Genomic DNA, 23,120 nt, shown 5'->3' with positions numbered 1-23,120 from the left:
TATCGCCCTCGGCGATTTCCGAGCATCCACTGCATAAGAGCATGAGGGAAAACACCTGTCGGACGATCAGAATAGTCGAGAGATCAGGACTAGCTGCCTTTGCGCAGTACGTAAACCCGCGACAGGGCAAAGCCGGGTAGGAAATTTTGATAACTGAGAATCTCGAAACCCGCCTGTCTGAACTCGCTCTCCACCTGAGCTTTACTGGCCAGCGGGTGCTTCGCAACGCCCGTCGACGACTCCTCGTCAGCGCCTTGCCCCTGGCCCCGGCGAATTTTCAAGCCGCTGTCGACGTCCACCGAAACGATCACGGCGTCACGACTGACACGGTGAAATTCACGCAGCAGGAGCATTCGGTGCTCACTGCTGACAATGTGCCGAAACAACTGCATGCAGAAAATGCAGTCCACCGCATTGGCCGGCAGTCCAATGGTGAACGCCGAGCCCTGAAAGGTTTTTACCCGTTTGAGCAGGCCAGGCGAGTGATGGGTCTGGGCATGGTTGAGCATGTCCTGAGAGTTGTCCGTCGCCAGGATTACCCGATTGGCATGCCCGGCCAGCACCGACCAGAAACGCCCGACACCGCAAGCCACATCGAGAACCAGCCCGGGCTCGCCCGCCGCTTTGAGGGCGCGCCGCACCAACTGCTCACCTCGCCAAAGCGAGAGTCGCCGGGCCAACCCGGTCGGCCGTGTCTCCAGGCAAACTCGAGCGTGCTCCTGGTCGTAACGCTTGGCGAACTCAAGCTCGATGGAGGATGGGGGCTGCGATGACATGACTCGCGAACTCTTGTGAAGGAATCTACTGGCGACAGATTAAAGGCTGGCGCGTGAAAAAAAAGTTGAACGGTCGTGAGGATCTCACTGAGTGGCCACAACTCCGTCTATCACATTGCCCCGACAACCGGCGAACATATCCAGGTTGGCGTTGTAGACACTGCTATTGACTTCCAACAGGCCGAGCATCGAATGGAACAGATTGTCCTGGCTCAGTGGTTTTTCGCGACTCAGCTGCAGACAACGGGAGTCCACCGAGAACGCCTTCTGATAACTGTCCGAAAACCAGGCCAGCATCGCCACATGCTTCTGTTGCTCCGGCGCCAGCAGGTAAGGCGTGCCATGCAGGAACAGGTTGTATTCACCGAGCGACTCGCCGTGATCCGACAGATAGAGCATCGCGGTGTCAACCTTGTCCTGATTACTGCGCAGCAAGTCGATCAACATCGACAACACGTGATCGGTGTACACCAGGGTGTTGTCGTAACCATTGACGATACTGTCGCGACTGCAATCGTTCAGCGCATTGCTTTCACAGACGGGGGTAAAGCGCTCGTACTCTTTGGGATAACGCTTGAAGTACTCAGGCCCGTGGCTGCCCATCTGGTGCAGCACCAGCACGGTGTCTTTATCGAGGTTGTCGATGAAGTGCTGCAAGCCTTGCAGCAGGATTTCATCGCGGCACTCGCTATTGGCACACAACACTGGATCCTTGAGGTTGCTCACATCGTCGACCGTGACCCGATCGCAGGTGCCTTTGCAGCCTGACTGGTTATCCCGCCAGATCACTTCCAGCCCGGCGCGCTTGAGCACATCCAACAGGCCTTCTTCATTCTTCGCCTTACTGGCGTCGTAATCCTTGCGGCCCATGTTGGAGAACATACACGGCACGGACACCGCGGTTTCCGTACCGCAGGAATGCACATCGGTAAAGGCGATCAGGCCGGCCTCTTTATCCAGTTTCGGCGTTGTATCGCGGTCATAACCCAGAATGCCGAAGTTCTCCGCACGGGCACTCTCGCCCACCACAAGAACCGTCAACGATTTGCGGGTATGGGTTTGCCAGCTCGGACTCTTCTGCGCATCTTCACCGATCTTGATGAACGGTTGCCGGGCAGACACCACCTGCTCGCTCAGATAACCGACAGCAGCACCGATGTAATTACTCGGAACCACCATCAAACGCAATTCGTGATGATTGCGGAACAATGAAGACAACCCTTGGTAGTTGAGCAGCGCCACAACGCCTATCACGCCAGCCGAGACAATACCCACCAGAGCTTTACTTAATAACTCACGATGCCAACGACGATAGTTAATAGGGGTTTTCCATAACAGCAATGACGGCAGCACCCCCAAAAAAACAACATAGGCAAACCACTTCAGTGACAGCAAGTCGCGCACTTCAGTCGCGTTGGTTTCTGCGAAGTTGCGCAACATTCCGGCGTCGATCAAAACACCGTACTGCGCCATGAAATAAGCCACGCTCGCACTGACTAAAAACATCAGTATCAGCACTGGCTTGAGGACATAACGAAAGGCCAGTAGGGTCAATATGATATTGAACACACACAAAATCATTACACCAAACGCCACACACATGGCGATGCCTTGCCCGTCGGATGGGATAATGTCAAACAGGTGTTGCCAGAGAACAAAATTGAAGCCCAATAATAAAAAAGTACTGGCAATCAACGTCACCCACTCAGGGCGCACGGCTTTAACATTCAACATCACGGTCTGCTTAATCCTTAAAAGAAGTGCCATCGAGGAATCATGCAAATATTACACGCCCACGACAGCACAAACTTTAAGCATCCGACCATCAATTTTTCGTGAAAAGAAGCCAACAAATAGTTGATCACTGGCAAATTGCCAAAATCTCTGCCAGAACCCGGACGCTTTAGGCCTGGTGCAAATACCAGCGCCAGTCCTGCTCACCCACTTCCCCCATGAACTGACGGTACTCGGCACGCTTCACCGCCAGATAAACCCCAAGAAACTCGGCACCGAATGCGTCCCGCGCCCAGGACGAGCCTTCCAGTGCGCGCAAGGTGGTCAACCAGTCCGTAGGCAGCAGCTCTTTGGCCTGAGCGTAACCATTGCCTTCAACCGGCGCACCAGGGTCACGCTGTTCACGAATACCCCGATGAATACCCGCCAGAATCGCTGCCGCCGCCAGATACGGGTTGGCATCTGCACCACAGATACGGTGTTCAATATGCCGGGAAAACGCCGGACCGCCGGGCACTCGCAGGCTGACAGTGCGGTTGTCCACACCCCAGGTAGCGGCCAACGGCGCGTAGCTGTTGGTCTGGAAACGTCGATAGGAATTGGCATTCGGGCAAAACATCAGCAACGAATCAAGCAAGGTACTGAGCATGCCGCCGACCGCCTGCCTGAGCAGCGGCGTGCCGTCGGGTGCTTCGCTGGCGAATAGGTTATTGCCGTCCTTGTCCGCCAGACTGACGTGCATGTGCATGCCGGTGCCGGCCAGGTCGTCGAACGGCTTGGCCATGAAACAGGCGGTCATTGCGTGCTTGTGCGCCACACCCTTGACCAGGCGCTTGTAACGCACTGCCTCATCCATCGCCTGCAAGGCGTCGCTGCGATGTTCAAGGGTGATCTCCACCTGCCCCGGCGCGTACTCGGAAATTGCCGTGCGCGCCGGAATGCCCTGGAGTTTGCAGGCGTTATAGAGATCCGCGAGAAACGGTTCGATCTGCTCCAACTCACGTAGGCCATAGACCTGTGTCGCCAGCGGTCGACCGCCATCGACATCCCGTGCAGGTTGTGGCCGGCCGTTGCTGTCGCGTTGGCGATCAAGCAGATAAAACTCCAGCTCCGCAGCCATCACCGGATAGTAGCCATCGGCTTTGAGCGCATCGATCACCTTGGCCAGCAAGTGCCGTGGATCCGCCACCGTCGCCGGCATCCCCTCTTGCGGGTGCATGCTGACTTGCACTGCTGCCGTAGGAATCTGCCGCCATGGCATGCGCTGCAAACTGCCGCTGAGCGGATACGCCCGGCAGTCGATATCACCGACCTCCCAGACCAGCCCGGAGTTTTCTACATCGTCGCCATTAATGGTCAAACCGAGGATGGTGCTCGGCAGCGGCCGTCCGCTGTCATACACCGCCAGCAGTTCATCGCGATGCAGCAGCTTACCCCTCGGCACACCGTTGTTGTCGAGAATGAACAACTCGAACATCTCGATATCCGGGTTGTGCTCAAGAAAGGTCAGGGCTTCTTGTTTGGAGGCAAAGGCGGTCGTGGCAAAACTCATGGGAACTCTCGTATTTCCGCGTCAGGCAAACGCGCAGGCGCCGCCGGTTCGATCCAGTCCACCGTATAGGGCGACGTGCGATCCGTATAAAGACTTAACGGGAAATGCGGATATCCGGTGGGCGCGCATGACGACAGTGCCACAGCGCCCAGAAGGCCAGTTCAGAAGGGAGTGCAGATAAGCTCGGCGCGGTGGCGGGCGTGAATCGGCGACGGGGCTGAAGGCTTGACGCGCAAGCGCCAGGCGAAGCCTCATGTTTGATTCCGACTAGCCATGCGTCCATACAAAAAACCGCAGTAAACAGATGCCAAGCAGCGTCACACGGGCGGATAAGCCGTTAAATCCAGACTTGATGAAGTTTGGTTGCAGATTGACTAAACATTTCCGCGCTGTTCGACTAACTCGACAAACGCCCCACACGCCGAACTTCGGTAAGCGCCCTTGCGGCTGAGCAGCGCCACGGTGCGTTGTAGCAACGCGGGGTCAAGTTCCAGCGACTGCAATCCCGTCTGCTCGCGGGCAATAGCTTGCGGAAGGATGGTCGCCAGTTGGCTGCGGCGCACAATCTCAATAATCGCGCTGATGGAGTTGGCTTCAATCGCGATGCGTGGCGCGATGTTTTGCTCAAGGCAGTAACGGTCAATGTGCTGCCGAGTGGCGAAGTCGCCGCTGAGCAAGACCAACGTCTGCTCACCCAGAGCGTGAGCACTCAGCGACTGTTGCCCGGCGAAACCCGGATGCGCATCACTCACCACCAGGCTCAAGGTTTCGGCGAACAGCGACTGACATTCGATATCGGCCAAATGTTCACCGCTGAAACCGATACCGATATCCAACAGGTCTTCAGCCAGCGCCGCCTCTATACGGTCCTGAGTCATTTCCTCGACGCTCAGGTCGATCGCCGGGTAGAGGCTGTTGAAGCGGGTAAGCAACGGGCCGATCAGATAAGTGGTGAAGGTCGGGGTCATCGCCAGGCGCAACGAACCTCGACTCAGATCCTGCACGTCATGCATCGCCCGCTTGGCCGCCTGCAGATCCTGCAGGGCCTGTCGCGCATAACGCACATACGCCTCACCGGCGTCGGTCAGGCGAACGCTACGCCCCGAGCGGTCGAATAACGGCGCACCAAGGGAGTCCTCCAGTTGCTTGATCTGCTGCGACAGCGTCGGCTGGGACACATGCAGAGCTTCAGCAGCTCGAGTGAAGTTGCGATGCTCGGCGACCGCGAGCAGGTAGCGAATATGGCGTAAGAGCATGAGCGTTCAACTATAGGCCTGACTTATGGAAACGATAATAAGCCGATCTTGGACGCTATAGCTGAAAACTTTCATCCTTGCCCCCATCAGCAACGCAAGGAGAACCACCATGCAAGACATCATCGACGGCTTCCTCAAGTTCCAGCGTGACGCCTTTCCGGAGCGCAGCGAACTGTTCAAACAACTCGCCACCACGCAAAGCCCCGGCACGTTGTTCGTCACCTGCTCAGACAGTCGGGTAGTTCCGGAGTTGCTGACCCAACAAGAACCCGGTGACATGTTCGTGATTCGCAATGCTGGCAACATCGTCCCGTCCTACGGACCTGAGCCGGGCGGTGTCTCGGCCACGGTTGAATATGCAGTCGCCGTACTCGGCGTCAGCGACATCGTGATCTGCGGCCATTCTGACTGCGGCGCAATGACCGCTATCTCCACCTGCAAATGCCTCGACCACTTACCCGCCGTCGCCAATTGGCTGCGTCACGCCGAGTCGGCCAAGGTGATCAACGCCTCTCGTACTCACGCATCAGCTGAAGACCGCCTGGATTCGCTGGTACGGGAAAACGTCATTGCCCAACTGGCCAACCTCAAGACCCACCCCTCGGTCGCCCTGGCCCTGGAGCAAGGTCTACTGAACCTGCACGGCTGGGTCTACGACATTGAAAGCGGCTGCATCGCCGCCCTGGACGGCGCGTCCCAACGCTTCGTTTCGCTCGCCGAACACCCGAAAACCTGCGCGCTGTCCAGCCAATTGCAACACGCCGCCTAACCGACATTTCTTACGAAACTAAAGAGGAAATCATCATGCTGCAATCCCAATTCTCTCAAGCTCCGCGCCTGGCTCTGGCTGACATCATCATCGACACCAAGGCACGCAAGAACCTGTCATGGCAGGACCTGACTGACGGCACCGGCTTGAGTCTGGCTTTCGTCACCGCCGCCCTGCTCGGTCAGCACCCCCTGCCAGCCGACGCGGCCGATGTGGTCTGCGACAAACTCGACCTGGACCAGGATGCCAGCCGCCTGCTGCAAAGCGTGCCATTGCGCGGCAGCATTCCAGGCGGCATCCCGAGCGACCCGACCGTTTACCGCTTCTATGAAATGCTGCAAGTCTACGGTTCGACCCTTAAAGCCCTGGTCCACGAGCAATTTGGCGACGGCATCATCAGCGCCATCAACTTCAAACTGGACATCAAGAAAGTCGAAGACCCAGACGGCGGCTCCCGCGCGGTGATCACCCTGGATGGCAAGTACTTGCCGACCAAACCGTTCTGATAAGCCGCCAGGAAGGTTCTTTGAACCTTCCTGGCACTCAGCATGTTCGCCACCACCAGCCTCACCTGATTTATCAATAACAGCAGAGCGTTGTTGAAGGCCTTGTGCTGGCGATGGAATCCGTAGGTCGCCTTACCTACACGCTGTGTCCCACAACTGACCATGAAACCTCCCAGAAGCCATTCTCTTGGGACTATCGTTCCGTTACCCTTTTACTTATGTGTTGCGCTCAACCGGCGCAAGGAGCTTGAGACGGAACGGATGCTGAACAGCAACTTGCTTAGAAAGCTCGACATGCAGGACCTCATGGTGTTTATCGCTGTTTATGAACAAAGCAGCGTCACCGGCGTGTCCGAAACCCTCCATGTCAGCCAGTCCACTGTCAGCTATTGCCTGAAAAAGCTGCGCACCAGCTTCGAGGATGAGTTGTTCATCAATACCCGAACGGGTATGCGTGCGACCTACAAAGCCACCACGATGTACGGGCATGCGCTGAAGATTCTTGAAAGCATCAACCTGTGCCATTCCGGTGCTCAAACCTTCGATCCGACCCAGAATGCCGTGACATTCAACCTTTGCGCGCCGGAATACTTCGAGCTGCTGATATTGCCGCGATTATTGAGAAACTTCGATTTCGCCGACCTGCCAGTGATCGTCAATCTGCAAAAGCTCGAAGCCGATATTCCCACCGATAAACTGCACGACGGCAGTCTCGACCTGGTGATTTGCTTCGGCCCCGACTTTCACCGCGACCACAACACCTTCAAATCCCGGATCCTGGTTGAAGACGACTTGGTGTGCGTCCTCGATAAACGCGCGACCCCGCTGGAGCCGCGCTTCAGCCTGCAAACGTTTGTCGAGCGTGGTCACGTTTTCCCCACGCCCTGGACGTCCGACACCAACATGGTGGATGGCTGGCTGGCCCACCAGGCGCACAAACGGCAGATTGTTGCGCGAGCCAATAGCTACAGTGCGGCACTCAAGATGATCACCGGCACCGACTTCATCCTGACGCTGCCACGGCGCATTCAAACATTGTTGGCCAATGATGCGGTCTTCAGCCACTGCGAAGCACCGAACGGCGTGCCGGGATTCACCCTCGACATGCGCTGGAGTGAAGCCAGCGATCAGGACTGCGCCAATACCTGGCTTCGTGAGCAAGTGCTCAAGGTCTGCGCGGAACAGGGCTTGATCTGAACCGAAGACCTGGCCTGTCAGTGGCCGATAGCCGTCTTGGTGTAGGACTCACGATCGATATCCAGAATCTCCGCGCACAACTGCACGTCTACATCGGCCGGCCATTCACACAAGTCCTGCAGCACTGCCAACAGGCTTTGCGACAACTGCTTCTTGATCTCGGCCGAACGCCCGCTCAACAGCGCCAACTTCACATGCACAAAAGCACGCTCGCCCATTCCGGTACCCACCCGAAATGTGCCCACCTGCACTGCCCGGCTCTTGATATCGAACTCCGCTGCAAACTGCCCGGAAGCCACCAACGCATGGTTGAGTCGCAACAACGCCTTGTCGGCATCGAGCGCTGGCAGGTTGGGGGTGTATTCCATATGCAGGTGAGGCATGTCTGTGCTCCTGAACGGGTAAACGAAAGGTCGTACATATACCACAGACCTGTCCTGCCCCTGACCGCGTGTTAATGCTCCGGGGCATCCACTGCATCGCGCAGCGCAAGGTTTTCCCAAGCAGCAACCATGATCACCACCGCCGTGGTCAGCGCGCCCAGGACCAACGCCGAAAAAAGATGATTCAGCGCCACGGGCAGCAATGCGAGCAACAAGGCCAAACCGACCAGGTGCGACAGCGGCGGCAGAATGCGATCGGCCATCACCCACTTGAACAGCGCAGTGCCGAGCAAAAACAGCCAAGGTCCGGCGATGATTGCGATGATGCCGGCGTCGGAGGCATGGTCCGGGTGCACCAACACCAGTTCATCGGCCACCGCACTGACGATAATCCCGGCCACGATCAACGCATGCAGATAGGTATAGGCAATCCGCGCCTGGCGACCGGGATCTGTGGAGTGGGCAATGCGATGGTGAGCCCGCTCGGCGCCGCTGTCGAAATACACCCACCACATCGCCACGCTGCCAAGCACCGCCACCAAAAATGCCATCAACCCCAGCGGGCTCCAGGCCTGTTCGGAGAAGGTCGCGCCGGTGACCAGCAGCGATTCACCCAAGGCGATGATCACGAACAATCCACAGCGCTCGGCCATGTGATTGCCTTCTACGTTCCAGTCGGTCAGCGTCGAGCGGCCGAGCCCCGGCACCCAGAAATACAACGACGGTGAGATCAGTTCGATCAACAGCGCCAGCGTCCAGCAGGCCAGACGCTGATCGCCTTCGAGCAGCCCGCCGCTGATCCAGAAAATTCCGGAAAGTACCATCCAGGCCAGAATGCGCTGGAAGTTGCGGGTCATGTTCAACGGCGCGCCACGCACCGCCCAGATCGCAAACAACGTGCGCCCGACCTGCATGAACACATAGGCGCCGGCGAACAGCAGACCGCGATCGGTGAAGGCCTTGGGAATCGAAGACGACAGCAACAACCCGGCGACCATCAGCCCGAACAAGCCAATGCGGACGGGGATCCGTTCCGGATCGAGCCAGTTGGTGACCCAGGAGGTGAATATCCACACCCACCAGACCGCCACCATCATCAACGCGACCTGCACCGCACCACCGATGGAGAGGTGGGCCAGCAAGGAGTGCGAGAGTTGGGTGACGGCGAACACAAACACCAGATCGAAAAACAACTCGACCATGCCGACCTTGCCACTGTCGTGGCTGCCACGCCCACGCAACAGAGAACGGGAACTGCTCATGGGGTGAATCTCCGGACCAATCCTGGGAAGTAACGCTACACAGCAAAGTAGCGCAACGTCGAGATATCAAGCAGACCCGCGGCACATTGCGTTGGTTTCAGAGCGACTTGAGGCTCTCTACATCGGACAACCCGTTCTCACTCATAAACGCTTCCAGGCGCGAACGCAGCCAGCGCTCGGCCGGGTCGGTATCAACGTGGCTCAGCCAGACCATGGATAAATCCAGCGTCGGTGTCTTGAACGGGAACGGCTCTTTGAACAGTTGGCCTGAAGCCGCCATAGCGGTGGCCGTGTAATCCGGCAGACTGGCGATCATGTCAGTGCCAGCCAGCAATGCCGGCAACGAGCTGTATTGCGGTACGGACAGCACCACGTGGCGCTTGCGGCCAATTTCGCTCAGCCACTCATCAGCAAATCCGCTGACATTGGCCGTGTGAGAAACCAGCACATGCGGCCGCGAGCAATACTCGTCCAGGGTCAGAGGCGTTTCAGAGGCGTCCGCGCGCAACACGCTGGGTTGGATATGCCTGAGCAATTTGCGCTTGGCATTGGCCGGCAGGCCGCGGGTCTGACTGATCCCGACGGTGATATCGCCGGACGCCAGCAAGTCCGGGATACGCCAGTAATCAACGTGCTGGACAACGAACACCACCCGCGGCGCCTCCTGGCGCAACGCACGCAATAACGGTGGCAGCAAACCGAATTCAACATCATCGGACAAACCAATTCGAAAGGTCATGGTGCTGCTGGCGGGGTCAAAATCGTGGGTCAGACTCAGAGCGACCGACAACGAATCCAGCGCCGGCGATAGGTGTCGAATGATCTCCTCTGCCCTCGCCGTCGGCTCCATGCGATGACCAACCCGAATGAACAGCGGGTCGTTGAACATCGTGCGCAAGCGATTGAGCGCCGAACTGATGGTGGGTTGCCCGAGAAACAGCTTCTCTGCCACCCGCGTCACATTGCGCTCCAGCATCAGTGTTTCGAACACGACCATCAGATTGATGTCGGCCTTGCGCAGCTCATTGCGATTCATCTACTGCCCCCAGTCTCCAAGACTGCGGGCAGTGTAAAAAGGCCTGAGGGCCGGCGTCTACCCGTCGGCGCAGAAGATCTCCCTGACCGTCTCCCTCCGGATCCCGGCGAACTTGAGACGCAGCGGAAATGACCAGGATGAATGCCTGAAAAAAACTAGCCCAGGTGATTCAAAACGCCAGCCCCCCCATAAGAACAGGCAGCAGGGTGATCGCCAGATTTTTTCCGGAAAGCTTCATCGATAAGTCCAATAATTATGCAGTACAAAGGTGAAGGCAGGGATGGTCAGCGCTACCGCCCCGATCCCTAGCAGATAATGAAGCCCGGCCATTTGGGCGGCCCAGGCCACCAGCATCGCCAGTAAAAAACCTGCCCCCGAGACCATCATGAAACGCACCAGCATCCGGCCATGCAATCGGCTGGAAAAACTCCAGGTGGTGTTCACCACGTAGGAAACCACGGTCGCAACGGCGAACGCCACGCCGTTGGCCAAGGGCGGCAGGGGCAACACATAGTTGATGAACAGCACGGCAATGAGTGCATGAAGGGCCGTGACGAACAATCCGGTCACAGCAAAACGCAGGGCACGCTTGATCAAGGCAGACTTGTCGGCGCCTGTCTCGCGGCTCATTGCTTGTCACTCAAGCAGCATGGCGTCACGGTTTCTGCGCCAGACAGAACGCCGTCAGACCACCCAGACGGTTCGCGCCCATGAAGGGAAGCTCGACACTGCACAACGTCTTCAACAACGTATTGACCAGCGGATGATGCCGCTTGAGTTGCGAGCGCGGTGGCGACGGTTGTGCACCTTTTGGCAGCAGCCGCAGAGTTGCCGCAATGGGGAAGACCAGACCGAAGTAGTAAGCCCCGTGCTTGACCGTCAAACCTGCGTCCCTGGCCACCGTTTCCAGTTGCGGCAGGGTGTAACGCCGTTTGTGTTCGAGAAAGTCATCATGCCCGCTCCAGAGGAACTGGAATGCCGGAACCGTCATCAGGAAACGGCTGCCGGACGGGACTTTATCGACGTAAGCCTTGAGCAATCCAACGTCGTCATCGACATGCTCCAGGACGTCCATCAGGAGCACCAGATCGGCATCGACCGAGTCGATTGAACGACGGTAGTGCACCGGTTTCCCGGTGATTGTGGCGTCCGAGTCCGCCTCATAGCTGATGTCCACGCACCAGGCCTCACTGGCAGGTGTATGGCTCAGCAGATAATGGGAAAAGAACCCCGAACCAGCGCCTACATCAAGGATCTTGCGGTCCTCTGCGCCCTGGAGCAGTCGGATCATCGCCGCCGCTTTTGAACAGTAATACCAATGCTGCTCGATGCTTGAACCGAGGATGTCGGTTTCCTTGAGATCCATGGTCAGTCCTTGGCGTTGTAGACGCGACGCACCAGGAAAACCGGGCGGCGTTTTGATTCGATTGCCCAGGTACTCACCCAGCACCCCGATACCGATCAATTGCAGGCCACTCAGAAAAGTGACGGCAACTATCAACGATAGCGTAGCCCGGTACATTGATCCCGGTAAACAACGTCCGCAACACAATGAAAGTGGCGAACGAAAAAGAAACTGCGGCGGTTTTGGCCATCCAACGTACCGGCACATCAGCGTCAGTTGCACTGCCGAAAAGACTTTCCAACTATTAGAAACAAAAACCTGACAGCCAAAAAAACCACCTCCGCTATGCTTGCTTCGATGCGTCACATAGGCTGTCGCAATTAGATCAATCGCATGGAGCGAGCAGTATGTATTTTGAGATTTACAGGCAATCCCAAGGCACCCCAAGCACCGGAAAAGGACAATGGCGCTGGCGGTTGAGGGCGGGAAATCACGAGACAATCGCCAGCGGCGAATCCTACGTCAACAAGGCTGATTGCTTGCACGCGATTGGATTGATCATAGGCACGCAGGACGAAACCCCGGTGAAAGAAATATAAGACGCATCACCGCAAACCGGAATACCTGGAAAATCATCTACCCGTAGCGCCAACAGCTTGCTTTACAGCTCACCTGCCGAAAACGGCGGCGCTACGGGCTTACCCTGTTCCACATGGATTTCTGTTCCGCAGGTTAACGCCCTTGTTGTAGTGCGAGTCGGGCCTCAGCTCCGGCGCACCGCGCTGGTAATAACCCGTTCAATCAGTGCCTCAGCAATAGGCCTTCGTCCTGGTGTTGACCCAAGATTGGGCGCACCCCGCCCCTCACTTCGCGTTTAGCTATAGGCATAAGAAATTCCTAGAAGGCAGAACGCCGACGGCTCCCTACCATGCACCACGATCTGCAACACAGATCACAACTGACACTGGCCAGCGGGCATTCGACCCACGTGCCTTTGACATGCAGTTACTGGCGGAGAGCACCATGGAAAGAACAAAAAATACGGGGACTATGTATCCCCAGACCCTGGCAGTCGCAGTAGCAGTCGCACTGGCGAGCGCGCTACCGGCACATGCCGCAAACTTCAACATCGGGGAAATCGAGGGGAGTTTCGATTCGTCGCTGTCCATTGGCACCAGCTGGGGAATGAGTAATCCTGATCGCGCCTTCATCGGGGTGGCCAACGGTGGTACCGCTTCGTCGCGCACGTCCGACGATGGGCGACTGAACTTTCACAAGGGCGAGGCGTTCTCGAAGATTTTCAAGGGCGTTCACGACCTACAACTGAAATACGGTGATACCGGGGTATTTGTCCGTGGCAAGTACTGGTATGACTACGAACTCAAAGATGAGCATCATCACCTGTACGACATCGACGACAACCGCCGCGATCCCGCCGCCAAATCTTCGGGCGCGCAGTTTCTCGATGCCTTCGTGTACCACAACTACAGCATTGCCGATCTTCCCGGTAGCGTGCGTGCCGGCAAACAGGTGGTCAGCTGGGGCGAGAGCACCTTCATTGGCAACTCGATCAACAGCATCAATCCGGCCGACGTTGCCGCCCTGCGCCGTCCAGGGTCTGAGATCAAGGAAGGCCTTATCCCGGTCAACATGCTCTACGTCTCCCAGGGCGTGAGCGACAACCTCTCGGTCGAAGCCTTCTACCAACTGACGTGGCAAAAGACCGTACTGGACAATTGCGGCACATTCTTCGGAGGCGATATCGCGCCCCACGGCTGCGACAAGGGCATGACGGTCAACGGCAGCGACTTTGATCGCAATGCCCCGAGCTACGGCTATGTCCCGCGCCTAAATGACAAAGATGCCCGAGACAACGGCCAGTTCGGCGTGGCCCTGCGCTGGACAGTACCGGAGCTGAACGAAACCGAGTTTGGGTTCTACGCGTTGAATTACCACAGCCGTGCCCCGGAAGTCTCCTGGGTGACCGGTAAGGGCGCACTAAAGGATCCGGTCGGTGGGCTCATCGGCCAAGGGGGGGTCAGCACCGCGCGCTACTACCTTGAGTATCCGGAAGACATCCACCTGTACGGCATTAGCTTTGCCACCAACATCGGCACCACTGCGGTGTCCGGCGAGATCAGCTACCGGCCGAACATGCCGCTGTCGCTCAACGGCACTGACGTGTCCGCCGCCGCCACCCTGGGCGCTGCTGCGACCAATCCGAGGGTCAATGCCGGGCTGCCGATCTTTACCACCAACTGGGCCAGCTCCGCCTACGGTTCGGTGATCACAGGCTACAAGCGCATGCCCTACACCCAAGCCCAGATCACCGCGGTGCGCACCTTCGATCAGGTGCTGGGCGGCGATCGCCTGAGTCTGGTCGGTGAAGCCGGGGCAGCGCATATCAGCGACCTGGGCAATACCGACGGCTCGGACCTGCGCTTTGGCCGCAGCGGCGTCTACGGCAACGGTGAACTGGCCGATGCCGGTACTGCAGCCCTGCTCGGTGGTCTGTCCGGTAATCAGATCTGCAGGGCACTGAACTCGGCCAACCCCAGCCAGTGCACCGACAAGGGCTTCTACACGCCGTACTCCTGGGGCTACCGCCTGCGTGCCGTGCTGGAGTTCAACAATGCGTTCGCCGGGGTCAACCTCAAGCCCAACATGTCGTTCGCCCATGACGTCAACGGCAACGGGCCGACCTTCACCGAAGGCAACAAGGCCGTGAGCATCGGCGTGGACGCCGACTACCTGTCCAAATACACCGCCAGCCTGAGCTACACCGATTTCTTCGGCGGCGATTTCAACACCAACACCGATCGTGACTTCCTCGCCATCAGTTTCGGCGTGAGTTTCTAAGGCCCGCTGCCCATGAGGTTTACCATGACACACCAGCAACTGATGCAGATTGGCTGCTTCACCCTCAGCCTGATCGCCGGCCAGGTAATGGCCGCCGTCCCGGCCGACCAAGCGGCCCGCCTGGGCGCCGACTTGACCCCCGTCGGCGCTGAAAAAGCCGGTAATGCCAATGGCAGCATTCCGGCCTGGACCGGCGGGTTGCCGACCACCACTGGCAAGATGGACGCCGACGGTTTCCTCCCCGACCCGTTCGCCAGTGAAAAACCGCTTTTCATTATCACCGCCAAGACCGCCGAACAGTACAAAAGCAACCTGACGCCCGGCCAGCTGGCGATGTTCAGCCGCTACCCGGACACCTACCGTATCCCAGTCTACACAACACATCGAAGCGTCAACCTGCCGGAAAAAAGCCTGGCGGCGACCAAACTTAACGCCACCGAGACCACCTTGATCGAGGGCGGCAATGGCCTGGAGCACTACCTCCCCGGCGCCGTGCCCTTCCCTATTCCCAAGGACGGCCTGGAAGTCATCTGGAACCTGATCGGCCGCTACCGCGGCGAAAGCTTCAAACGCGTCGTTGTACAGGCTTCGCCGCAAACTAACGGAAACTTCACGCCCAACGTGGTCAAGCAGGAACTGGCCTTCCCCACCGGATTGAGTGATTACCAGCCTGAGGAGATGGCCAACATTCTCAGCTTCTACCGCGAAGAGTTCCTCTCCCCGGCGCGCATGGCCGGTAGCGTGTTGCTGGTGCATGACACCATTAACCAGGTCAAGGAGCCGCGCATGGCCTGGCAGTACAGCGCCGGCCAGCGCCGCGTTCGCCGTGCACCGCAGATTGCCTACGACAGCCCCGCGGCCGAAGGCATGCGTACCCTCGACGACTTCGATATGTTCAACGGCGCGCCGGATCGATTTAACTGGAAACTGGTCGGCAAGCAGGAGCTGTACATTCCCTACAACAGCTACCGTCTGGAATCGCCGAAACTCAAATACACCGACATCATTCAGCCCGGCCACATCAACCAGGACGACACCCGCTACGAACTGCACCGGGTCTGGCATTTGCAGGCCTCCCTCAAGCCCGGTGAACGCCATATCTATTCGCGTCGCGACATCTACATCGACGAGGACAGCTGGCAAGGAGCCGAGGCCGACGCCTACGATGGTCGCGGTGCGCTGTGGCGGGTGTCCGAAGGCCACGCCAGTTTTTTCTATGACGTGAAGGTGCCGTCCTTCGCCGCCGAAACCCACTACGACATCCTTTCCGGGCGCTATGCAGTGAACTCGCTGCGCAACGAAGAAAAAAACAGCTATGAATTCAACGTACCGGTCAGCCGCAAGGAATTCACCCCTTCTGCACTGCGCGTGACGGGTATTCGCTGAGTTTTTTTTGCTCCAGCAATCCTAAATTCGGTGGCCCATGGGCCGCCTTTTTTTGCGCACAAAAACGCCAAAACTAGTGATATAGATGCACGTTCGCTGCCAAACGGATCAAATTTTGCATTAAATTCAAACACTCACGTTCGAAGTCCAATGGAAATCCTATGAAGCTTCATCAGCTGCGCGCCCTTGTCTCCATCTGCGAAAGTGGCAGCATCCAGGAAGCCTCGCGCATATTGCACATCTCCCAGCCGGCGCTATCCAAGGGTATCAAAGAGCTGGAAGCCGAGCTCGGCGTGCCTTTGCTGATCCGTTCCAACCGCGGCATCACTGCCACCGAGTATGGCGAGCGGCTGGTCAGGCGCGCCCGGTTGATCCTTGAAGAAGTGCGCCGGGCCAGCGACGAAATCGACACGCTCAAGGGCGTGATGGACGGCCAGTTGTCGATCGGTGTGTCACCGGTCACCCCAGGCGCGCAGTTCGTCAACAGCCTAAACCGTTACCGTAAGCGTTACCCCAAGGTGAAAATCCAGATCCACGAACTGCGCCCGTCCAAGTTGATGGAGGGGTTGCGTGAAGGCCTGCTCGACATGGCCTTGACATCCCTGCCCAAGGCGCGCAACACCGATGGTTTCCACTGGGTCGAGCTGTACGCGCAACCGACCGTACTGGCAGTGCGCAAGGGGCACCCGCTGCGTCATGCCACCTCCCTGACCCAGCTGCGCGAACAGGATTGGCTGCTGCAGGACTCGCTGGAGCAATCCAGGGTTGGGGGGATGTTCGAAGAGAACGGCATCGCCTGGCCGGAGAGCGTCATCGAATGCGCGTCGGTGGTGCTGTTCGCCGAACTCGCCGCTACAAGCGACGCGGTCAGCTATTGGTCGCTGCGCATTCTGGAGCACGCCCAGAAGCTGACGGAGGGCATGGATGTGCTGGACATCGTCGAGCCGGTGCCGCCCATGAACATCTCCCTGGTGTGCCGCGATCAGGAGCTGATGACTCGCGAGGCCAAAGCCCTGGCCGACGAGTTGATCTATGTGTACACCCGTCCCCAGACCGCCAAGGCAAGCGAATCACGCGCCATTGCTTGAGTCGCGCCACCGCCGTTTCCCTTCTTGATAACCAGCCCTGATAAGCATGCGCAGAGGTGATTATTCAGTTGCACAGGCCTGGGGCATGCTGCGGGCCCTCGTCACTGGATTGGACAAGACACCCCCATGAGTCAGCACGCATCGCCTCTGGTACCACAAATCCTGGCCTGGCAAGAAGAGTTCGCGCAGATCCGCCGGCAGATCCATCAGCACCCCGAGCTGGGCTTTGAAGAACACCAGACCAGCGAACGGGTGGCCGAACTACTGCGCGAGTGGGGCTACGACGTACACACCGGCGTGGGGGGGACCGGCGTGGTCGGCGTGCTGCGCAATGGTCATGGCGCGCGCTGCATCGGCATCCGCGCAGACATGGATGCCCTGCCGATCCTCGAAGAAAGTGGCGTGCCGTGGCAAAGCCTGCATAAAGGCACCATGCATGCCTGCGGGCACGACGGCCACACCGCGATTCTGCTGTGCACGGCTCGCTATCTGGCGCAGACCCGACAGTTTGACGGTACCGTCAATTTGATCTTCCAGCCCGCCGAGGAAACCCTCGGAGGCGCCAAGCGGATGATCGCCGACGGACTGTTCGAGCGTTTCCCCTGCGATGCTGTGTACGCGCTGCACAACATGCCGACTCTGCCAGTGGGCCTGTTCGTCACCCGGGTCGGCGCCATGAGCGCGTCTTCCGATATAGCCACCATCCGTCTCAACGGTGTCGGCGGTCACGGCGCCATGCCGCACAAGGCCAAGGATCCAGTGGTCGCGGCGGCGGAAGTGGTGCTGGCCCTGCAATCGATCGTGGCGCGCAATGTGCCCCCGGGCGAGATCGGGGTGATCACTGTCGGTTCGTTGCATGCGGGCGAGGCAGTCAATGTGATTCCCGATCACGCCACGATGAAACTCAGTGTGCGTGCCACCGATCCAGCCATCCGCGCCCTGTTGAAAAAACGCATTGGCGAAGTCGCCCATGGTGTGGCCGCCACCTACGATCTGGATCTGGACTACGCCTATGAAGAGCGCATTGGCGTGCTGATCAATACGCCCGCCGAAACGGCGCTGCTGCAACAAGTCACCCGCGACCTGCTGGGGCCCCAGAGCCTGCTTACCGAAGTGCCTAGCGGTTACCTTGGCAGCGAAGACTTTGCCTCGATGCTCGAGCACAAACCCGGCTGTTACATCGCCATGGGCAACGGCACCAGCGGCCCCCATGGCTGCATGGTGCATAACCCTGGCTACGACTTCAACGACGCTGCCATCCCCTACGGAGCCAGCCTTTGGGCGCGGCTAGTGGAAACCTACCTGCTGGTAGCCTGAACACGGCCGCTGTGAATTTTCCAGAAGGAACAAGAGCCCCCATGTCAATATCAGCCGCAAGATCCCGGAGCCTGGTCGTCGCCCTGCTGATGGCCGTGATGGTCATCAGCGTGCTCGACAAGACCATCTTCGCCTTCGCTGGCGTCCAGATCATTGATGAGTTGCAGCTCAGCCCGGAACAGTTCGGTTTCGTCGGCAGTGCGTTCTTCTTCCTGTATTCGATCTCCGGAATTCTCGTAGGCTTTCTCGCCAACCGTTTCCCCACCCGCTGGATTCTGACGGTGATGGCGCTGGTCTGGACCAGCGCGCAACTACTGGTGACCTTCGCCACCAGCCTCGCGGCGCTGACCGCCAGCCGCCTGCTGCTGGGTGCCGGTTGCGGGCCAGGAACGGCGGTGACCCAACATGCCAGTTTCAAATGGTACGGGCCATAGGAGCAGGTTTTACCAGCGTCGTTGATTCAGGTATCAATCATGCTTGGCGGCCTGTTCGGCGCGATCACCCTGCCGTTCGTCATCAACCACTTCGGCTGGCGATCGGCCTACCTGGCTCTAGCGGCGCTGAGCCTGGCCTGGGTACTGGCCTGGCTGCTATTCGGCGCCGAGGGTAACCACTGCGACGAGCAAAAAGCCACGCAGGCACCGGCCGAGGCGCCGCTCAAGTACCGTCACTTGCTGCTCAACCGCACCTTCTTGTGGATCTCACTGATGTGCTTCCTTGCCTACCTGCCCAACGCCCTGTCCTTCAGCTGGTTGACGGTGTACCTGCAAAAGGGCCTGGGACTAAGCCCTATGCAGACCGGCTACCTGATGTTTACCGCTACCTTCAGCATCATCGTGCTCAACCTGCTGGTGTCCGCGCTGTCGCAGCGCTTGCTCAAGCGCGGCGTCAGTCTGCAGCGCAGCCTGGTGCTGCCGCCCATGGCCTGCTGCGTCGTCGGCGGCCTGGCGCTCTGCGCCATGGGCACGCTGTTCACTGGCTTGCCTGCTAAATTGACGCTCTATGTGATTGGCGGGGTACTGCTCAACGCCGTGTTCGCCTTCGGCATGACCATCACATCGCACATTTCTCCGGCCCGCCAACGCGGGGCAATGCTGGCCATTCACGTTGGCAGCATGACCTTCTCGGGCATGCTTGCGCCATGGATGGTCGGCAAGCTTATTACGCTGTTCAACAACGACATCACCAGAGGCTTCGAAACGGCAGTGCATGGCATTGGACTAGCGACAGTGATCTGCGCGGTACTCGGGCTCTACGCCATCACCCCGGCGGCCACCCGCCGGCGCCTGCTAGCACGTTCGTCGACCAACCTTGAGGAGCCGATCAGAGCACTGTAACCGCGCAGTACCTGGTAGATCCACCCAGAACCCACCCGTTCCACCTACCCCCACAGCGCGCTGGCTGCGGCCTGCGCATGGTTTCCCTGCGCCCAGGTTTTACCGTCGAACGGCGGCAGCCCATTACTTATCAGGAACACTCCATGAACCTTTCAGTCTTTTCCGAAAGCTACGCACAGGCTCGCCAACAATTCCTCGACAGCTGCGCCCGCCGCAACCTGGCGGTGGAATCCTATACACATCCCCTCAAGGGCTGTGATCAGGAAACCTTGGCCATCGACGTCTGTAGAGCTGGCCCGGCTAACGCGCGCAACCTGATGGTAATCAGCAGTGGTTGTCATGGTATCGAAGGGTTCTGCGGCTCGGCCGTCCAGGTCGATCTATTGAACGATGACACCTGGGCCGCAATGATCGATCAGCCAGACCTGGCCGTGCTGTATGTGCACGCCCTGAACCCGTACGGGTTTTCCTGGCTACGCAGGGTGACCCACGAAAACGTCGACCTGAACCGCAACTTCCTGGACTTCGACCAGCCGCTGCCGGACAACCCGGGGTACCGAGCCATCGCTGAGCTACTGGTGCCCGCGCGCTGGCCGGCCAGCCTCGCCAGTACGATACAACTGATGCTGTTCGTCGCCCGCAAAGGGCGTAAGGCGCTGCAGTCGGCCATCTCCAGCGGCCAGCACAGCCACCCGGACGGGCTGTTCTTCAGCGGCACCGAGCCGACCTGGAGCAATCGGCAGATACGCGCCATCCTGCGCCAGCATGGGCAACAGTGCCAACGCATCGGATGGATCGACGTCCACACCGGGCTTGGTCCCCAGGGTGTCGGCGAGCGGATCTACAAAGGCCGCGACAATGCTCAGGATCACGCACGCGCGCGCGCCTGGTGGGGGGCCAAGGTTACCAACAATTTCGATGGCAGCTCCACCTCGGCCCAGCTCAACGGCACCTTGGACATGGCCGTGATGGAGGAATGTCCGCAGGCACAATACAACGGCCTGACCTTGGAGTACGGCACCCAACCTGGCGCCCAAGTACTCAATGCACTGCGCGCCGAACAGTGGTTACAGCGCAACCCCCAAACCGGCCAGGAACTTCACGCGCAGATCAAACAGCAGATACGCGAAGCCTTTTACGTACAAACCCCGGAATGGAAACGCAGTGTGCTGGAACAGGCCCGCGAAGTCTGTTGGCAAACGGTTGAGGGGATGCTTGGCAAGCGAGAACTGAAGGAGCCAGTTCCAGGTTGAAAGGTGTTCTTCAGGTGGGTTGTCGTAGGAATGCGGTCGTGATGAACTGGTCACTGTAATGCGCCAATACGGGGCATACCTACAGGGCGATCTCAATCAGGCCAGCCAAATGACGGCAGATACTGGACTCAACGATGCCAGTGGCCATTGAGACTACGCGCACCCACCGGACTTGTATCAGTGACGCAATCGTCGCGACTTTCGGGCAGCAATAAGCGAACCCAGCGATGAAATCCTCAGAAATCACAGCTGGGTTCGCTGAAGCCCTTTTATACACTCTGCATCACTTAGCGACGCTCTTACAGCTTTTAGTCCTGAGGCTGCTCAGGGAAGGCGTGTAGAGCAATAATACTGATGACAAGACAACTAGACAGATACCAAGCGGGGGCCATTGGATTTCCCGTGACACTGATTAGCCAAGTGACGGTGAGTTGAGCAAAGCCACCAAAAATCGTCACACCCAGACTGTACACAATAGCCAGACCACTAACCCTGATAGCACGAGGGAAGCCCTCGAGCAGGAGCAACGTACCGGCGGGAGCAATCAACGACTTGAGCATCACCACCACCCCAACGACAACTAAAATGACCGGCAACGATGGGTGTTCCTGAAATAACAGAAATGCTGGATAGATGATCACTAAAAGCAGGATCGACAGGAACATTATTAGCGGTTTACGCAAGCGCATGCGGTCGGCAAGGATGCCGCCGAGCGGCGCGAATACGAGCATGATTGCACCCGACAAACAAGACGAAAGGAATGATGTCTGTGCTGACAGGCCCAAGGTCTTGATCATGTAGGACGGCATGTAGAACACCATAATGTACATGGTTGAAGTACCGCCGATCATCATGCCGATACCCAGCAGCACACGCTTCCAGTGCCCTAAGATCAGATCTCGGAAGGCACTATGCTGACGCTCTTCTTGGGTATGGGTCTCTTCTAAATGGCGACGAATAAACAGGCCAACTGGGCCGATTGACAAACCAAGTAAAAACGGCACACGCCAACCCCAGCTTTCCAACGAAGCAGGCGATAGTTTAGTGGACAGGAGAGTGGCAAAGAGCGCACCAGCCAAGGCGGCAACGCCTTGGCTGGCCAACTGAAAGCTGACCCGATAACCACGCCCATGATTGCTGCCGGATTCCATCAGCAGCGTAGTAGCGGCACCAACTTCGCCTCCTGCTGAAAAACCTTGAACCATCCGCCCGGCAAGAATTAACAAGGGGGCCGCAATGCCGATCTGCGCATAGGTTGGGGCTAGGCCGATCAACGCGGTACCCAAAGTCATCAATATGATGGTCAAGGTCAGTGCAGCCTTGCGTCCATGCCGATCCGCATAGTTGCCAATCAATATTGCACCGATAGGACGGGTGATAAAGCCCACACCAAAGGTAGCTAACGACATCATCAGGGATGTGTATTCGCCTTCCGCCGGAAAAAACAGCTTGCCGATCAGCAATGCGAAAAAACTGTAAATGGTAAAATCGAATAACTCTAGCCCGTTACCTAGTGAGGTGGCGATGATCAGTCGCCGCTGCTTCCCGACTCTGACGGTAGGAGTTGTCGCCGGGGTAGACGCTGCATTTATTATCGTTATGTCGTTCATTTTGCTCGCGCACTCAGCAATTGTTTGAATATAGATCAATCTTTTTTCAAGTAGTGCTCTACCAAGTTGGCCCAGTAACTAGCTCCAACTGGCAAGGCTTCATCGTTAAAGTCATAACCCGGGTTGTGGTTCATGCAACCGCCAAATTCGCCCACACCATTACCGAGAGCCACGTAACAACCCGGTACTTTTTCCAGCATCCAGGAAAAGTCCTCCCCTCCCATGTTTTGCATGTTCCTAGGCGGTGTGAAGATGTTTTTCTCGCCCACTTGGGCGAGGATGACTGCACGCGCAATCGCTGTTTCTTTCTCGGTATTCACCAGCACGCTAGTGTCCTGTCTCTTAAATAAGTTTCTAGCCTGAGCTATGCTTCTGTGGTCAGTCAGTACTTGGAGTGATCACATGAACTCTCAGGACATCGTGCTCAGTGAAGACGAACAAATTGAACTGAGTC

Annotated in this window: 20 protein-coding genes and 2 pseudogenes; 10 read left to right on the top strand and 12 right to left on the bottom strand. The window is 58.0% G+C overall.

Annotated elements, in window-relative coordinates:
• Nucleotides 1-89: 89 nt before the first annotated feature.
• From ACZYSM_RS18185 to cynR, 4 genes are all read right to left on the bottom strand, one after another.
• Nucleotides 90-776, bottom strand: a complete 687-nt coding sequence (locus ACZYSM_RS18185; RefSeq protein WP_489073164.1) for a class I SAM-dependent methyltransferase — start codon at nucleotides 774-776, stop codon at nucleotides 90-92.
• Nucleotides 777-860: 84 nt separating this feature from the next.
• Nucleotides 861-2,510 (bottom strand): phosphoethanolamine transferase, encoded by a 1,650-nt coding sequence (locus ACZYSM_RS18180; protein WP_489073163.1) that lies wholly within the window; start codon nucleotides 2,508-2,510, stop codon nucleotides 861-863.
• Between the two features lie 169 nt (nucleotides 2,511-2,679).
• The gene (locus ACZYSM_RS18175) at nucleotides 2,680-4,062 is read right to left on the bottom strand and encodes a glutamine synthetase family protein (protein ID WP_489073162.1); all 1,383 of its coding nucleotides are present in this window, start codon (nucleotides 4,060-4,062) and stop codon (nucleotides 2,680-2,682) included.
• Nucleotides 4,063-4,436: 374 nt separating this feature from the next.
• Nucleotides 4,437-5,318, bottom strand: a complete 882-nt coding sequence (gene cynR / locus ACZYSM_RS18170; protein ID WP_489073161.1) for a transcriptional regulator CynR — start codon at nucleotides 5,316-5,318, stop codon at nucleotides 4,437-4,439.
• A 109-nt stretch (nucleotides 5,319-5,427) separates the two neighbouring features.
• Here cynR and ACZYSM_RS18165 point away from each other — a divergent pair, with 109 nt between their 5' ends.
• The 3 genes from ACZYSM_RS18165 (at nucleotide 5,428) to ACZYSM_RS18155 (ending at nucleotide 7,790) form a co-directional block, all read left to right on the top strand.
• Nucleotides 5,428-6,087 carry a carbonic anhydrase gene (locus ACZYSM_RS18165; RefSeq protein ID WP_489073159.1) on the top strand — a complete coding sequence of 220 codons (660 nt, stop codon included), beginning with the start codon at nucleotides 5,428-5,430 and terminating at the stop codon, nucleotides 6,085-6,087.
• 35 nt (nucleotides 6,088-6,122) lie between these two features.
• Nucleotides 6,123-6,593, top strand: coding sequence for a cyanase (gene cynS / locus ACZYSM_RS18160; RefSeq protein ID WP_489073157.1), 471 nt, complete (start codon nucleotides 6,123-6,125; stop codon nucleotides 6,591-6,593).
• A 261-nt stretch (nucleotides 6,594-6,854) separates the two neighbouring features.
• Nucleotides 6,855-7,790: a LysR family transcriptional regulator gene (locus ACZYSM_RS18155; protein WP_489073155.1), complete on the top strand. Its 936-nt coding sequence runs from the start codon at nucleotides 6,855-6,857 to the stop codon at nucleotides 7,788-7,790.
• Nucleotides 7,791-7,807: 17 nt separating this feature from the next.
• Here the strand turns inward: ACZYSM_RS18155 and ACZYSM_RS18150 are convergent, their stop codons facing one another.
• From ACZYSM_RS18150 to ACZYSM_RS18125, 6 genes and pseudogenes are all read right to left on the bottom strand, one after another.
• Nucleotides 7,808-8,173, bottom strand: a complete 366-nt coding sequence (locus tag ACZYSM_RS18150; RefSeq protein WP_489073153.1) for a 5-carboxymethyl-2-hydroxymuconate Delta-isomerase — start codon at nucleotides 8,171-8,173, stop codon at nucleotides 7,808-7,810.
• Nucleotides 8,174-8,244: 71 nt separating this feature from the next.
• A complete protein-coding gene (locus tag ACZYSM_RS18145; RefSeq protein WP_489073151.1) occupies nucleotides 8,245-9,435 on the bottom strand; it encodes a low temperature requirement protein A in 1,191 nt (396 codons plus the stop codon).
• A 97-nt stretch (nucleotides 9,436-9,532) separates the two neighbouring features.
• Nucleotides 9,533-10,471, bottom strand: a complete 939-nt coding sequence (locus tag ACZYSM_RS18140) for a LysR substrate-binding domain-containing protein (protein WP_489073149.1) — start codon at nucleotides 10,469-10,471, stop codon at nucleotides 9,533-9,535.
• 234 nt (nucleotides 10,472-10,705) lie between these two features.
• Entirely contained in the window at nucleotides 10,706-11,101 is a 396-nt protein-coding gene (locus tag ACZYSM_RS18135) for a GtrA family protein (protein ID WP_489073147.1), read from the bottom strand.
• Nucleotides 11,102-11,126: 25 nt separating this feature from the next.
• Nucleotides 11,127-11,837 (bottom strand): class I SAM-dependent methyltransferase, encoded by a 711-nt coding sequence (locus ACZYSM_RS18130; protein WP_489073145.1) that lies wholly within the window; start codon nucleotides 11,835-11,837, stop codon nucleotides 11,127-11,129.
• Nucleotides 11,838-11,839: 2 nt separating this feature from the next.
• Nucleotides 11,840-12,063, bottom strand: a pseudogene (locus ACZYSM_RS18125) (glycosyltransferase); the annotation flags it as partial.
• 160 nt (nucleotides 12,064-12,223) lie between these two features.
• Between ACZYSM_RS18125 and ACZYSM_RS18120 the strand changes: the two are divergent.
• The 7 genes and pseudogenes from ACZYSM_RS18120 to ACZYSM_RS18090 all read left to right on the top strand — a co-directional run bounded on the left by ACZYSM_RS18120 (nucleotide 12,224) and on the right by ACZYSM_RS18090 (nucleotide 21,056).
• Entirely contained in the window at nucleotides 12,224-12,415 is a 192-nt protein-coding gene (locus ACZYSM_RS18120; protein WP_489073143.1) for a YegP family protein, read from the top strand.
• Nucleotides 12,416-12,839: 424 nt separating this feature from the next.
• Nucleotides 12,840-14,675 carry a DUF1302 domain-containing protein gene (locus tag ACZYSM_RS18115; protein WP_489073141.1) on the top strand — a complete coding sequence of 612 codons (1,836 nt, stop codon included), beginning with the start codon at nucleotides 12,840-12,842 and terminating at the stop codon, nucleotides 14,673-14,675.
• Between the two features lie 24 nt (nucleotides 14,676-14,699).
• Nucleotides 14,700-16,061 (top strand): DUF1329 domain-containing protein, encoded by a 1,362-nt coding sequence (locus tag ACZYSM_RS18110; RefSeq protein ID WP_489073139.1) that lies wholly within the window; start codon nucleotides 14,700-14,702, stop codon nucleotides 16,059-16,061.
• Nucleotides 16,062-16,222: 161 nt separating this feature from the next.
• Nucleotides 16,223-17,149 carry a LysR family transcriptional regulator gene (locus tag ACZYSM_RS18105; protein ID WP_489073137.1) on the top strand — a complete coding sequence of 309 codons (927 nt, stop codon included), beginning with the start codon at nucleotides 16,223-16,225 and terminating at the stop codon, nucleotides 17,147-17,149.
• Nucleotides 17,150-17,275: 126 nt separating this feature from the next.
• Entirely contained in the window at nucleotides 17,276-18,466 is a 1,191-nt protein-coding gene (locus ACZYSM_RS18100; RefSeq protein ID WP_489073135.1) for a M20 aminoacylase family protein, read from the top strand.
• 41 nt (nucleotides 18,467-18,507) lie between these two features.
• A pseudogene (locus ACZYSM_RS18095) lies at nucleotides 18,508-19,803 on the top strand (MFS transporter).
• A gap of 143 nt (nucleotides 19,804-19,946) precedes the next feature.
• Nucleotides 19,947-21,056 (top strand): M14 family metallopeptidase, encoded by a 1,110-nt coding sequence (locus tag ACZYSM_RS18090; RefSeq protein ID WP_489073133.1) that lies wholly within the window; start codon nucleotides 19,947-19,949, stop codon nucleotides 21,054-21,056.
• Between the two features lie 308 nt (nucleotides 21,057-21,364).
• On the opposite strand, the gene ACZYSM_RS18085 is transcribed toward ACZYSM_RS18090, so the two are convergent.
• Together ACZYSM_RS18085 and ACZYSM_RS18080 are read right to left on the bottom strand one after the other, a co-directional pair.
• Nucleotides 21,365-22,705, bottom strand: coding sequence for an MFS transporter (locus ACZYSM_RS18085; protein ID WP_489073131.1), 1,341 nt, complete (start codon nucleotides 22,703-22,705; stop codon nucleotides 21,365-21,367).
• Complete coding sequence (locus ACZYSM_RS18080) at nucleotides 22,702-22,992, bottom strand: M20/M25/M40 family metallo-hydrolase (RefSeq protein WP_489073129.1); 291 nt, start codon at nucleotides 22,990-22,992, stop codon at nucleotides 22,702-22,704. The genes ACZYSM_RS18085 and ACZYSM_RS18080 overlap by 4 nt, the downstream gene beginning before the upstream one ends.
• Nucleotides 22,993-23,120: the final 128 nt, after the last annotated feature.

The sequence above is a fragment of the Pseudomonas sp. F220 genome, from assembly GCF_057813935.1.
Note: the sequence above shows the minus strand (reverse complement) of the source record. Positions and strands in the feature narration are given on the sequence as shown.

Coding starts and splice junctions, on each gene's coding strand:
- ACZYSM_RS18145 (WP_489073151.1), bottom strand. CDS start 9,435: ATGAGCAGTTCCCGTTCTCTGTTGCGTGGGCGTGGCAGCCACGACAGT.
- ACZYSM_RS18175 (WP_489073162.1), bottom strand. CDS start 4,062: ATGAGTTTTGCCACGACCGCCTTTGCCTCCAAACAAGAAGCCCTGACC.
- ACZYSM_RS18130 (WP_489073145.1), bottom strand. CDS start 11,837: ATGGATCTCAAGGAAACCGACATCCTCGGTTCAAGCATCGAGCAGCAT.
- ACZYSM_RS18180 (WP_489073163.1), bottom strand. CDS start 2,510: ATGTTGAATGTTAAAGCCGTGCGCCCTGAGTGGGTGACGTTGATTGCC.
- ACZYSM_RS18120 (WP_489073143.1), top strand. CDS start 12,224: ATGTATTTTGAGATTTACAGGCAATCCCAAGGCACCCCAAGCACCGGA.
- ACZYSM_RS18150 (WP_489073153.1), bottom strand. CDS start 8,173: ATGCCTCACCTGCATATGGAATACACCCCCAACCTGCCAGCGCTCGAT.
- ACZYSM_RS18100 (WP_489073135.1), top strand. CDS start 17,276: ATGAGTCAGCACGCATCGCCTCTGGTACCACAAATCCTGGCCTGGCAA.
- ACZYSM_RS18135 (WP_489073147.1), bottom strand. CDS start 11,101: ATGAGCCGCGAGACAGGCGCCGACAAGTCTGCCTTGATCAAGCGTGCC.
- ACZYSM_RS18110 (WP_489073139.1), top strand. CDS start 14,700: ATGACACACCAGCAACTGATGCAGATTGGCTGCTTCACCCTCAGCCTG.
- ACZYSM_RS18185 (WP_489073164.1), bottom strand. CDS start 776: ATGTCATCGCAGCCCCCATCCTCCATCGAGCTTGAGTTCGCCAAGCGT.
- ACZYSM_RS18105 (WP_489073137.1), top strand. CDS start 16,223: ATGAAGCTTCATCAGCTGCGCGCCCTTGTCTCCATCTGCGAAAGTGGC.
- ACZYSM_RS18155 (WP_489073155.1), top strand. CDS start 6,855: ATGCTGAACAGCAACTTGCTTAGAAAGCTCGACATGCAGGACCTCATG.
- ACZYSM_RS18115 (WP_489073141.1), top strand. CDS start 12,840: ATGGAAAGAACAAAAAATACGGGGACTATGTATCCCCAGACCCTGGCA.
- ACZYSM_RS18140 (WP_489073149.1), bottom strand. CDS start 10,471: ATGAATCGCAATGAGCTGCGCAAGGCCGACATCAATCTGATGGTCGTG.
- cynR (WP_489073161.1), bottom strand. CDS start 5,318: ATGCTCTTACGCCATATTCGCTACCTGCTCGCGGTCGCCGAGCATCGC.
- ACZYSM_RS18090 (WP_489073133.1), top strand. CDS start 19,947: ATGAACCTTTCAGTCTTTTCCGAAAGCTACGCACAGGCTCGCCAACAA.
- ACZYSM_RS18165 (WP_489073159.1), top strand. CDS start 5,428: ATGCAAGACATCATCGACGGCTTCCTCAAGTTCCAGCGTGACGCCTTT.
- cynS (WP_489073157.1), top strand. CDS start 6,123: ATGCTGCAATCCCAATTCTCTCAAGCTCCGCGCCTGGCTCTGGCTGAC.